General features: G+C 65.3%; 12 protein-coding genes. 11 read left to right on the top strand and 1 reads right to left on the bottom strand.

Annotated elements, in window-relative coordinates; genetic code table 11:
- The first annotated feature begins 9 nt into the window (after window positions 1-9).
- From ACVILL_RS08635 to phoB, 9 genes are all read left to right on the top strand, one after another.
- The gene (locus ACVILL_RS08635) at window positions 10-237 is read left to right on the top strand and encodes a SelT/SelW/SelH family protein (RefSeq protein WP_456728678.1); all 228 of its coding nucleotides are present in this window, start codon (window positions 10-12) and stop codon (window positions 235-237) included.
- 352 nt (window positions 238-589) lie between these two features.
- Window positions 590-1,645 carry a UPF0104 family protein gene (locus ACVILL_RS08630; protein WP_456728677.1) on the top strand — a complete coding sequence of 352 codons (1,056 nt, stop codon included), beginning with the start codon at window positions 590-592 and terminating at the stop codon, window positions 1,643-1,645.
- An 85-nt stretch (window positions 1,646-1,730) separates the two neighbouring features.
- Window positions 1,731-3,044 carry an ATP-binding protein gene (locus tag ACVILL_RS08625; RefSeq protein WP_456728676.1) on the top strand — a complete coding sequence of 438 codons (1,314 nt, stop codon included), beginning with the start codon at window positions 1,731-1,733 and terminating at the stop codon, window positions 3,042-3,044.
- Window positions 3,045-3,180: 136 nt separating this feature from the next.
- Complete coding sequence (pstS, locus tag ACVILL_RS08620) at window positions 3,181-4,191, top strand: phosphate ABC transporter substrate-binding protein PstS (RefSeq protein ID WP_456728675.1); 1,011 nt, start codon at window positions 3,181-3,183, stop codon at window positions 4,189-4,191.
- 228 nt (window positions 4,192-4,419) lie between these two features.
- Complete coding sequence (pstC, locus tag ACVILL_RS08615; RefSeq protein WP_456728674.1) at window positions 4,420-5,409, top strand: phosphate ABC transporter permease subunit PstC; 990 nt, start codon at window positions 4,420-4,422, stop codon at window positions 5,407-5,409.
- Between the two features lie 4 nt (window positions 5,410-5,413).
- The gene (gene pstA, locus ACVILL_RS08610; protein WP_456728673.1) at window positions 5,414-6,259 is read left to right on the top strand and encodes a phosphate ABC transporter permease PstA; all 846 of its coding nucleotides are present in this window, start codon (window positions 5,414-5,416) and stop codon (window positions 6,257-6,259) included.
- On the top strand, window positions 6,256-7,074 hold the full coding sequence (gene pstB, locus ACVILL_RS08605; protein WP_016844065.1) for a phosphate ABC transporter ATP-binding protein PstB: 819 nt from the start codon (window positions 6,256-6,258) through the stop codon (window positions 7,072-7,074). Before pstA ends, pstB begins: the two co-directional genes overlap by 4 nt.
- Window positions 7,075-7,094: 20 nt before the next feature.
- On the top strand, window positions 7,095-7,811 hold the full coding sequence (phoU, locus tag ACVILL_RS08600) for a phosphate signaling complex protein PhoU (RefSeq protein WP_456728672.1): 717 nt from the start codon (window positions 7,095-7,097) through the stop codon (window positions 7,809-7,811).
- Window positions 7,812-7,943: 132 nt separating this feature from the next.
- Window positions 7,944-8,654, top strand: a complete 711-nt coding sequence (gene phoB / locus ACVILL_RS08595) for a phosphate regulon transcriptional regulator PhoB (protein WP_016844067.1) — start codon at window positions 7,944-7,946, stop codon at window positions 8,652-8,654.
- A gap of 346 nt (window positions 8,655-9,000) precedes the next feature.
- Here the strand turns inward: phoB and ACVILL_RS08590 are convergent, their stop codons facing one another.
- Window positions 9,001-9,513 (bottom strand): GcrA family cell cycle regulator, encoded by a 513-nt coding sequence (locus ACVILL_RS08590; protein WP_018269585.1) that lies wholly within the window; start codon window positions 9,511-9,513, stop codon window positions 9,001-9,003.
- Between the two features lie 497 nt (window positions 9,514-10,010).
- Here ACVILL_RS08590 and ACVILL_RS08585 point away from each other — a divergent pair, with 497 nt between their 5' ends.
- Together ACVILL_RS08585 and argF are read left to right on the top strand one after the other, a co-directional pair.
- Window positions 10,011-11,219, top strand: a complete 1,209-nt coding sequence (locus ACVILL_RS08585) for an acetylornithine transaminase (RefSeq protein WP_456728671.1) — start codon at window positions 10,011-10,013, stop codon at window positions 11,217-11,219.
- On the top strand, window positions 11,219-12,145 hold the full coding sequence (argF, locus tag ACVILL_RS08580) for an ornithine carbamoyltransferase (protein ID WP_456728670.1): 927 nt from the start codon (window positions 11,219-11,221) through the stop codon (window positions 12,143-12,145). Before ACVILL_RS08585 ends, argF begins: the two co-directional genes overlap by 1 nt.
- Window positions 12,146-12,161: the final 16 nt, after the last annotated feature.

The raw sequence follows: 12,161 nt of genomic DNA, 5'->3' as shown, positions 1-12,161 counted from the left end.
GAGCACGCCATGACCGATCTCGCGATCACCTATTGCCGTCCCTGCGGCTATGAGAAGCGCGCCAGGGAGGCCGCCGCGCTGCTGCGCGAGCGCCTCGGGCTCGAGGCGGAGCTGGTGCCCGGCAAGGGCGGCATCTTCGCGGTCACGCTTAACGGCAAAGTGATCGCCGGGCGGGTGAAGGGACATTTCCCGGATGCCGCGGAAATCGTCACCGCGGTGGCTACCGCGCGGGCATAATATGATGCACGGGCTTGCCGATCGCCGTCGCATGACCAATGCGGCGGCGATTTTGCTGCTTGGGCGCCGCGCCGTCGCGCCCGCTCACCGTAGTTTCCCGGATGGCCTTTCGCACCATTCGGCGGGCTAACTGCCGCACGTGTATGTCAAGGCTTGTCGAAGACGGCGAGAAACGCGAATATTTGTGCATCCGATGTCATGAATCATCCCTAATATCTTGAAGATGCGCGTTTTATCGTCGTTTGACGAATTCCACTCCGGTCTAAAACGCGCTACACGGGACAGGACACAGCGAAGCGTCGGCGGGGTTCGCCCGCAAGCCGTCGTCGCGGGATCGCAATTCGAGGTCTAGATGCTGGAAGCAATACGCAGGGCGATGGCGTTTCTGCGCCAGAAGCAACTCCTGCACCGGCTGGGTGTTGTCATCAGCATCGCCGTCATCGGCATCGCCTGCTACGTCCTCTATCACATGCTGCGCGGCATCGACACCAACGAGGTGCTCGAGGCCATCAAGAGCACCGAGCCGCGACAAATCGCGCTGGCGGGACTGTTCGTCACGGCCGGCTACTTCACGCTGACCTTCTACGATCTGTTCGCGGTGCGCGCGATCGGCCACGCCCATGTGCCCTATCGCATCAATGCGCTCGCGGCGTTCACCTCCTATTCGATCGGCCACAATGTCGGCGCCAGCGTCTTCACCGGCGGCGCGGTGCGGTACCGGATCTACTCGGCCTGGGGACTGAACGCGATCGACGTCGCCAAGATCTGCTTTCTCGCCGGCCTGACCTTCTGGCTCGGCAACGCCGCGGTGCTCGGGCTCGGTATCGCCTACCACCCGGAGGCGGCCGCCAACATCGACCAGCTGCCGCCCTGGCTCAACCGCACGGCGGCATTCGCCATCATCGTCGCGCTGGTCGCCTATGTGGTCTGGGTCTGGACCCAGCCGCGGGTGGTCGGCCGCGGCCCCTGGACCGTGACCCTGCCGGGCGGTCCGCTGACGCTGCTCCAGATCATGATCGGGATCGTTGACCTCGGCTTCTGCGCGCTGGCGATGTACGTGCTGGTGCCGGACGAGCCCAATCTCGGCTTCGTCGTGGTCGCGGTGATCTTCGTCTCGGCGACCCTGCTCGGCTTCGCCAGCCACTCCCCCGGCGGGCTCGGGGTGTTCGACGCCGCCATGCTGGTCGGCCTGTGGCAGATGGACCGCGAGGACCTGCTCGGCGGTATGCTGTTGTTCCGCCTGCTCTACTATATTGCCCCGTTCGTCATATCTGTAATCTTGCTGACGTTTCGGGAGGTTATCGTCGGCGCCCGACTCAAACGGCTGCCGCAGGCTGATTCGGGTCCCCGCGCCGAGCCGCATCATGAGGCGGTTCTGGTCCGCAAGCGCGGTGATTCCGGCGTCTGATGACGCGGCCCGATGCCTCCCCGAGGGAAGGTCGATGTGACCGTGCCGGGGCGAGACATGAACCGACGGGAAGAAAGCCGCCGCAATGGCAATTGACGATACGCCGCAGTCCATTTTCTCGCCCTGGCCCGACCGGCTGCGCCATTCCGCGCTGATCCTGCTGGCCGCAGCGCTGGCATTGAGCGTGGTGGTGGCGCTCGGCGAATTGTCGCTGGTGCGCGCCTGTGCGGTGTTCGTCTGCATCGCGGCCGCGGCGCTGGTGCCATGGCGGCTGCATGATGCCGGGACCTCGCGCGAGGACGTCCGCGGCGTCAATCCGGTGGAGGCCGCAGCGGTCAGCGCCGTCGTCGCCGGCATGCCGGATCCGGCCGTGCTGCTCGACCGCGCCGGCCGCGTCATCCATCTCAACGCCGCCGCGGCGCAGCTCGCGCCGGCGCTGCGGCGGAACGAATTGGCGCAATTTGCGCTGCGTTCGCCGGAGATTATCACCGCGTTGCGCGAGGCGATCGCGACCACCGAGCCGCGCCGCGCCACCTACACCGATCACGTTCCGGTCGATCGCTGGATGGAGCTCGTCATCACGCCGGTGCCGGTGCCGACCCAGTTCGGCGGCACCGAGAAGTGCATGCTGATGACCTTCCACGACCTGACGCCGCTGCGCCGGGTCGAGGAGATGCGCGCCGATTTCGTCGCCAATGCCAGCCACGAGCTGCGCACGCCGCTCGCCGCCTTGTCCGGCTTCATCGACACGCTGCAGGGGCCGGCACGCGACGACGCACGGGCGCGCGAGCGTTTCCTCGGCATCATGCACACCCAGGCCACCCGCATGGCGCGGCTGATCGACGACCTGCTGTCGCTGTCGCGGGTCGAACTGTCGGCCCATGTGCGGCCCGAGGCGTCGATCGACATCGTGCCGATCATCCGCCAGGTGGCCGACGGGCTCGAGGCGCTGGCGAGCGAGCGCCAGGTCGAGATCGAGGTCGACCTGCCCCAGACCCCGGTCGCGATCGCCGGCGACCGCGAGGAACTGCTCCGCCTGTTCGAGAACCTGATCGAGAACGCCCTCAAATACGGCGCCTCGGGGGGCCGCGTCATAGTGTCGCTAAGTCAGACCGTTCCGGGCGCATCGGGCGAGGGGGCCCCCGAAATCCGTGTCCTGGTACGGGATTTCGGCCCCGGCATCGCCCCTGAGCACCTGCCGCGGCTGACCGAGCGCTTCTACCGGGTGGACGTCGGCGACAGCCGCAACCAGGGCGGAACCGGCCTCGGATTATCGTTGGTGAAACATATTCTTAACCGTCATCGCGGGCGTCTGTTGATCGAGAGCGTGCCGAAAAATGGCGCGACTTTTACCGCCTGCTTTCCCCGACCGAAGACCCCGTTGATACCTCAAAGCTAAGCCTTTTCAGCTGCTTAGCTATGTCATCCAACTGTCATCCAACCTTCGTAAAAGCAGCACCGACCGCTCCTAGATGGACCGGCGTGAGCGCGATCGGGCGCATTCGGCGCTTCGCTCACAAGATGGAGACGACCCCATGAATTTCATCAAAGCAATCGTCGCTGCCGGCATGGTCGCCGCTTCGACGTCGGCCTTCGCTGCCGATATCACCGGCGCGGGCGCGACGTTTCCGTTCCCGATCTATTCGAAGTGGGCTGACGCCTACAAGAAGGAGACCGGCAACGGTCTGAACTACCAGTCGATCGGCTCCGGCGCCGGCATCAAGCAGATCCAGGCCAAGACCGTGACCTTCGGCGCCACCGACGCGCCGCTCAAGGCCGAGCAGCTCGAGAAGGACGGCCTCGTCCAGTGGCCGATGGTGATGGGCGCGATCGTTCCGGTCGTGAACGTCGAAGGCGTCAAGTCGGGCGATCTCGTGCTGTCCGGCGAAGTGCTCGGCGACATCTATCTCGGCAAGATCACCAAGTGGAATGACGCGGCGATCGCCAAGCTCAATCCGAAGCTGACCCTGCCGGCCGACGCGATCACCGTCGTGCGCCGTTCGGACGGTTCGGGCACCACCTTCAACTTCACCGACTACCTCTCCAAGTCGAACGCCGACTGGAAGTCCAAGGTCGGTTCCGGCACCGCGGTCGAGTGGCCGGTCGGCGTCGGCGCCAAGGGCAACGAAGGTGTTGCCGGCAACATCAGCCAGACCAAGAACGCGATCGGCTATGTCGAATACGCCTATGCCAAGCAGAACAAGCTGACCTACGCCGCGTTGGTCAACAAGGCCGGCAAGACCGTGCAGCCGACCATCGGCGCCTTCCAGGCGGCTGCCTCGAATGCCGACTGGGCCAAGGCCCCCGGCTACTACGTGATCCTGACCGACCAGCCGGGCGATGCCTCCTGGCCGATCACCGCGGCGACCTTCATCCTGATGCACAAGGACGCGACCGATAAGGCGGCCTCGCAGGAAGCGCTGAAGTTCTTCAAGTACGCCTTCGAGAAGGGCGACAAGGCTGCCGAAGAGCTCGACTACATCCCGATGCCGGACTCAGTCGTCAAGCTGATCGAGAAGACCTGGTCGTCGGACATCAAGAGCTAAGTCTGACGGTTTGAATACGCCTGTGCCGCCTCTCGGGGCGGCGCAGGTTGAGCGGATAAGACCCGGGCTCCATCACAGCGGCAACAAACGCGGGTGAGGCCCGGGGTTCGCGCTCTCGGAGGCGCAAGCCGGAACGACGCCCGGCCTCATATGCGTCCGTAAAGATCGCTTCGGGGCGTGGCGGTTTGTGCAGGTTCAAATAAAAAAGAGGGGATAGGCGTGGCAGACATGGCTGTTCAGGGCGATGTAATGGAAGCCGCGGGACCTTACGATCGCGCCAAGGCCCTCAGCGCCTTCAAGCTCGGTGATCTCACCTTCTACTGGATCACCCGCATCTCGGCGATCTCGGTTCTGCTGATCCTCGGCGGCATCATCCTGTCGCTGATCGTCGGCGCCTGGCCGGCGATGAAGGAATACGGTTTCGCCTTCCTGTGGACGCAGCGCTGGGCGCCTTCGGCCGATCCGCCGGTGCTCGGCGCGCTCGGCCCGATCTACGGCACGCTGATCACCTCCGTCATCGCCATGATGATCGCCATTCCGGTCGGCATCGGCATCGCCGTGTTCCTCACCGAGCTCTGCCCGCAATGGCTGCGCCGCCCGATCGGCATCGCGATCGAGCTGCTCGCCGGCATCCCCTCGATCATCTACGGCATGTGGGGTTTCTTCGTGCTGGGCCCGTTCCTGGCCAACACCTTCCAGCCCTTCATGATCAGGATCTTTGAGGGCGTTCCGGTGCTGGGCGCGGTGTTCGCAGGTCCGCCGTCCTATCTCAGCCTGTTCAACGCCGCGCTGATCCTCGCGATCATGGTGCTGCCCTTCATCACCGCGATCTCGGTCGACGTGTTCAAGACCGTGCCGTCGGTGCTGAAGGAAGCCGCCTACGGCATGGGCTGCACCACCTGGGAAGTCGTCCGCAACGTCGTGATCCCCTACACCCGGGTCGGCGTGATCGGTGGCGTCATGCTGGCGCTCGGTCGCGCGCTCGGCGAGACGATGGCGGTCACCTTCATCATCGGCAACTCGTTCCGCATCTCGTCGTCGATCTTCGCGCCGGGCACCACGATCTCGGCGGCGATCGCCTCCGAATTCGCCGAGAGCGACGGCCTGCACCAGTCCGGCCTGATCCTGCTCGGCCTGCTGCTGTTCGTGCTGACCTTCTTCGTGCTCGCCGGCGCCCGGTTGATGCTGATGCGGCTTGAAAAGAAGGCGGGGAAGTAACGCCATGAACCCGATCTACAAGTCCCGCCGCCGCAGCGACATCGTCATTCGCGCACTCTGCGTCGGTGCGGCGCTGTTCGGCGTCACCTGGCTGGCGCTGATCCTGATCACGCTGCTCTATAACGGCATCGCCGGCCTCAGCGTGCAGCTGTTCACCCAGAACACGCCGCCGCCGGGCTCGACCGATGGCGGCCTGCTCAACGCCATCGTCGGCTCGGTCATCATGACCGTGATCGGCGTCGGCATCGGCGCGCCGCTCGGCCTGTTCGCCGGCACCTACCTCGCCGAGTACGGCAAGCACGACAAGCTCACCTCGGTGATCCGCTTCATCAACGACATCCTGCTCAGCGCGCCCTCGATCATCATCGGCCTGTTCATCTATGGCGCGGTCGTGGTCCCGATGCGCGGCTTCTCGGCGATCGCCGGTGCGCTGGCGCTCGCCGTCATCGTGATCCCGGTCGTGCTGCGCACCACCGAGGACATGCTGCTGCTGGTGCCCAATCCGCTGCGCGAGGCGGCCTCGGCGCTCGGCCTGCCGCGTTCGCTGGTGATCAAGCGGATCGCTTATCGTGCGGCCCGGTCGGGTCTGATCACCGGTGTGCTGCTGGCGACCGCGCGCGTCGCCGGCGAAACCGCGCCGCTGCTGTTCACCGCGCTGTCGAACCAGTTCTTCAGCTGGGATTTGACCAAGACGATGGCCAACCTGCCGGTGACCATCAACAACTTCGTGCAGAGCCCCTACGCCTACTGGAAAGAACTGGCGTGGAGCGGCGCACTGCTCATCACATTCACCGTGCTCGCGTTGAATATCGGCGCGCGTATCCTTGGTGCCGAAAGGGCCGCAAAATGACCGAGCTTTCCGTCTCCACGACTGCCGCGGGCCACGTTCCCCAGGTTCCGCTTCCGGAAGCGCCGCCGAAAGTCACGGTGCGCAACCTCAACTTCTATTACGGCGAGCACCATGCGCTGAAGAACATCAACCTGACGCTGGGCACCAACCGCGTCACGGCGTTCATCGGCCCGTCGGGCTGCGGCAAGTCGACCCTGCTGCGCATCTTCAACCGGATGTATGATCTGTATCCGGGCCAGCGCGCCGTCGGCCAGCTGATGCTGGACCAGACCAACATCCTCGATCCCAAGCTCGACCTCAACCTGCTGCGCGCGCGGGTCGGCATGGTGTTCCAGAAGCCGACGCCGTTTCCGATGACGATCTACGAGAACATCGCATTCGGCATCCGCCTCTACGAGAAGATCTCGAAGTCCGAGATGGACGACCGGGTCGAGAAGGCGCTGCGCGGCGGCGCGCTGTGGAACGAGGTCAAGGACAAGCTGAACGCCTCCGGCCTGTCGCTCTCCGGCGGCCAGCAGCAGCGGCTGTGCATCGCGCGCACCGTGGCGGTGCGTCCCGAGGTGATCCTGTTCGACGAGCCGTGCTCGGCGCTCGATCCGATCTCGACCGCCAAGGTCGAGGAGCTGATCCAGGAGCTCTCCGAGGACTACACGATCGCGATCGTCACCCACAACATGCAGCAGGCGGCGCGCGTCTCCGACAAGACCGCCTTCATGTATCTCGGCGAGCTGATCGAGTTCGACGACACCAACAAGATCTTCACCTCCCCGAGCGATCGGCGCACCCAGGACTACATCACCGGCCGGTTTGGTTGACCGGGCTGAGGAGACAAGCGATGGCTTCTGAACATACCGCCAAGGCATTCGACAGCGACCTGCAGGAGTTGACCCGCCTGGTCGCCGAGATGGGCGGCCTCGTCGAACGGATGATTACCGAATCGGTCGATGCGCTGATCCGTCGCGACGTCGCGCTCGGCAAGCGCGTGGTCGCCGCCGACATCGACATCGACAATCTGCAGCGCGTCATCGAAGAGCGCGCGGTGCTGACGATCGCCCGCCGCCAGCCGATGGCGATCGACCTGCGCGAGATCGTCAGCGCGATGCGAGTCGCCACCGACCTCGAGCGGATCGGCGACCTCGCCAAGAACATGGGCAAGCGCGTCGCGGCGCTGGAGAGCGATTTCCAGCCGTTGAAGCTGATCCGCGGCCTGGAGCACATGACCGACCTCGTGCTGTCGCAGGTCAAGTCGGTGCTCGACGCCTACGCCGCGCACGATCTGCCGGCGGCGATGAACGTCTGGAAGGGCGACGAGGAGGTCGACGCGATCTGCACCTCGCTGTTCCGCGAACTGCTCACCTACATGATGGAGGATCCGCGCAACATCTCGTTCTGCATCCATCTGATGTTCTGCGCCAAGAACATCGAGCGCATCGGCGACCACGCCACCAATATCGCCGAGACCGTGTTCTACATGATCGAGGGCCAGCAGATCACCGACAAGCGCCCCAAGGGCGACATGACGACTTTTGCCACCACGGTGCCGGGTAACTAGGGCATGATCTCCAATAGCGGAAACCGGATTGTCTTCGCGACAAAGCGTTTGCGCGAGGATCGTGCTCGAGAGAAGTGAGCGTTTCGGTTTGCGTCTGGGCAACGGATCACCACAAAGAAAGAACTTAGACCGATGAGCGCACGCATTCTGGTAGTCGAAGACGAGGAAGCGCTGACGACGCTGTTGCGCTACAACCTCGATGCGGAAGGCTACGATGTCGAAACGGTTGGGCGCGGCGACGATGCCGACACCCGTCTGAAGGAGCGCGTCCCCGACCTCGTGGTGCTCGATTGGATGCTGCCGGGCCTGTCCGGCATCGAGCTGTGCCGCCGCCTGCGGGCGCGGCCCGAAACCAAGCAGCTTCCGATCATCATGCTGACCGCGCGCGGCGAGGAGAGCGAGCGCGTGCGCGGGCTTGCTACCGGCGCCGACGATTACATCGTCAAGCCGTTCTCGGTGCCGGAACTGCTGGCGCGGGTGAAGGGCCTGCTGCGCCGCGCGAGCCCGGAGCGGCTGGCGACCGTGCTGACCTATGGCGACATCGAGCTCGACCGCGAGAAGCGCCGCGTGGCGCGCTCGGGCCGTCCGATCGATCTCGGTCCGACCGAGTATCGTTTGCTCGAGTTCTTCCTCGAGCATCCCGGCCGCGTGTTCAGCCGCGAGCAGCTTCTCGACAGCGTCTGGGGCCGCGACATCTACATCGATGAGCGCACCGTCGACGTGCATATCGGCCGCCTGCGCAAGCTGCTCAATCCGGGCCGCGAGCAGGACCCGATCCGCACCGTGCGCGGCGCCGGCTATGCGCTCGACGACCGGTTTGCCAAAGCCGAGCCGCAACCGTAACGGCGGCTGGTGATGTGAGTTGGTTCGCTATCACGTGAGGTGAGCACACTGTCTGGCTCCCTCCCCCCTTGCGGGGGAGGGTGGGGAGAGGGGTGAGCCCCGGGCTGTGGCGTAAGGCGTGTAGCGACGTCCTCAACCGAACCGACGGTGCATTCTTCGCGATCGATAATCAGCGGAGCAAGCGGTACCCCTCTCCCCAACCCTCCCCCGCAAGGGGGGGGGGAGGGAGCCCGACGTGCGTGCTCACCTCACGTCGTGCGCTGCGCTCCATCCGGGCTACGCATCACACAAAAAATCCCCGCTTGCGCGGGGATTTGTTTTGCAGTCCAGGCTAGCTTCCCGAGTGCTACTTGATCTGTGGTTTCGCCGACGGCCGGCGGCGATCGGCGGCGGGCTGGTAGGCGACGCGCGAGTGATGCGCGCAATAGGGCAGGCCGGCGAGCGCCTTGCCGCCGCAGAAGAAGAATTCCGGGCTCGAGGGATCGCCGACCGGCCAGTGACAGGTGGCCTCGTTGAGCTCGAGCAGCGACAGCCGCTGGCTCATCGGCACCACGTTGTCGTAGGAGATCGGATCGGGCTCCATCTCGACCTCGAAGGCGTGCGCGAGCGCGGTGTTGCCGCGCGAGACCGGGCGCGCCACCCGCATCATGTGCTGAGCGGGACGCGCCTTGCGCTGCCGCGGCGCCGCCGTGGAGGGTGCTTTGGCGCGACCGGAGAGGCCGAGCCGGTGCACTTTGCCGATCACGGCGTTTCGCGTCACATTGCCAAGTTCCGCTGCGATCTGGCTGGCCGAAAGGCCAGACTCCCAGAGCTTCTTCAGCTGCTCGACGCGATCGTCGGACCAGGTCAATACCGTCATCGCATTCTTCCTTTCGCATGGCGCCGGCCAGTCATTGGAGCGGCGCTGCGAGCCAAATCTGGACAAATATCCCTGCGGCCAGAATCCCTTAGCCCTCGCCGGGCACGGTGTTGCGCCCGAACGTTTACGCGAGACACGAAGGCTACTTAGAGGGTCCAGTACTGCCGCACGAGATGTCGTACCCGACAGGCCAAACGCTACAATATGGCGTGACTCTGGCGCAAGAGTCCGCGGCCGTGCGTCCACATGTTCCAGCACAGTTAAGCATTGCAATGAGGCTTTTCCACCGCACCGGAATGCTACGGATTGTGTACGCTGCGCATCGCAGGAAGGCCGGCAAACGGCGGCTCCTGGCGATTGACACTGACCCGCCGCAGCATAGAATGTTGGCCACGTGCCGCCCGCAAAGGCGGCCGTTTTGTTTTCCGAAGCTGGCCGTTGCTGCGCTGGCGTCAATGCGCGCGGCAATTGTCGGCCTCAAACCGGCAGTGAACGCCATGACCAACGTTGCCTCGTCGCATCTGCTCCCCGTCTTCGCCCGGGTCGATCTCGGCTTCGAGCGCGGTGAGGGCGCCTGGCTGATCGCAACCAACGGCGACCGCTATCTCGACTTCACCTCGGGCGTCGCGGTGAACGCGCTCGGGCACGCGCATCCGCATCTGGTCAAGGCGCTGCAGGAGCAGGCGACCAAGCTCTGGCACATGTCGAACCTGTTCAAGAGCCCGGACGGCGAGGCGCTGGCCGCGCGGCTCTGCGAGCAGAGCTTTGCCGACTTCGTGTTCTTCTGCAATTCCGGCGCGGAAGCGATGGAGGGCGTGATCAAGCTGGTCCGTCATCATCACTTCTCCAAGGGCCACCCCGAGCGCTACCGCATCATCACCTTCGAAGGCGCCTTCCACGGCCGCACGCTGGGCACGCTGGCTGCGACCGGCTCGGCGAAATATCTCGAAGGCTTCGGCCCGCCGATGGATGGCTTCGACCAGGTGCCGCACGGCGACATCGAGGCGGTCAAGAAGGCGATCGGCCCGCACACCGCCGGCATCCTGATCGAGCCGATCCAGGGCGAGGGCGGCGTACGCTCGGCGCCGCAGGCTTTCTTCAAGGCGCTGCGCGCGCTGTGCGACGAGCACGGCCTGCTGCTCGCCTTCGACGAGGTGCAGACCGGCATGGGCCGCACCGGCGACCTGTTCGCCTACAAGCGCACCGGTGTCACGCCGGACGTGATGTCGCTGGCGAAGGCGCTCGGCGGCGGATTCCCGATCGGCGCAGTGCTGGCGACCGCGCAGGCTGCGGCCGGCATGGCGCCGGGCTCGCACGGCTCGACCTTCGGCGGCAATCCGCTCGCGGTCGCCGCGGCCAATGCCGTGCTCGACGTTATGCTGAAGCCCGGCTTCTTCGATCACGTCCAGAAGATGTCGCTGCTGCTCAAGCAGAAGCTCGCTTCCGTGGTCGACCGCTATCCCGGCGTGCTGGCGGATGTGCGCGGCGAGGGCCTGTTGATCGGCGTCAAGGCGGTGGTGCCGTCGGGCGACCTGATCGCCGCGCTGCGTAGCGAGAAGCTGCTCACCGTCGGCGCCGGCGACAATGTGGTCCGGTTCCTCGCGCCCTTGATCGTGACCGAGGCCGAGATCGACCAGTCGATCGCCTCGCTCGAGCGCGCCTGCGCGACATTGTCGGCGCCGCAGCCGAAGAAGGCGGCCGGATAATGAGCAAGCCGGTGCGTCACTTCCTCGACATCAACGAGCTGCCGCTCGGCGAACTCCGCAACATGCTGTCCGCCGGCGCCGCCATGAAGGCGCGGCTGAAGGCGCATGAGAAGGGCAAGAAGCCGCTCGAGGGTAAGACCTTGGCGATGATCTTCGAGCGCCCGTCGACCCGCACGAGGGTGTCGTTCGACGTCGGCATGCGCCAGCTCGGCGGTGAATCGATCATGCTGACCGGCGCCGAGATGCAGCTCGGCCGCGGCGAGACCATCGCCGACACCGCGCGCGTGCTGTCGCGCTATGTCGATGCGATCATGATCCGCATCCTCAACCATGACGCGCTGCTCGAGCTCGCCGCGCACGCCACCGTGCCCGTCATCAACGGCCTGACCCGGCGCTCGCATCCCTGCCAGGTGATGGCCGACCTCATGACCTATGAGGAAAACCGCGGCTCGATCGAGGGCAAGACCGTGGCCTGGACCGGCGACGACAACAACGTGCTGGCCTCCTGGGCGCATGCCGCCGAGCGGTTCAAGTTCCAGCTCAATGTCGCCACCCCGCCGGAGCTGTCGCCGAAGAAGCCGATGCGCGACTGGATCAAGGCGACCGGCGCGCCGATCATGCTCGGCACCGATCCGGAGGCCGCCGTGCGCGGCGCTGACTGCGTCGTCACCGACACCTGGGTGTCGATGGGCGACAAGGAGGGCGAGCACCGCCACAACGTGCTGCGGCCCTATCAGGTCAATGCCAAGCTGATGTCGCTCGCCAAGCCGGACGCGCTGTTCATGCACTGCCTGCCCGCGCATCGCGGCGAGGAGGTCACCGACGAGGTGATCGACGGGCCGCAATCCGTGGTGTTCGACGAGGCGGAAAACCGGCTGCATGCGCAGAAGGGCATTCTGGCCTGGTGTTTCGACGCGGTCGCGTAGGTGTCTACAACTGTCG

It is taken from the genome of Bradyrhizobium sp. USDA 3364 (assembly GCF_054056355.1).
The sequence above is the reverse complement of the archived record's forward strand: the minus strand, read 5'-3'. Positions and strand labels throughout refer to the sequence as shown.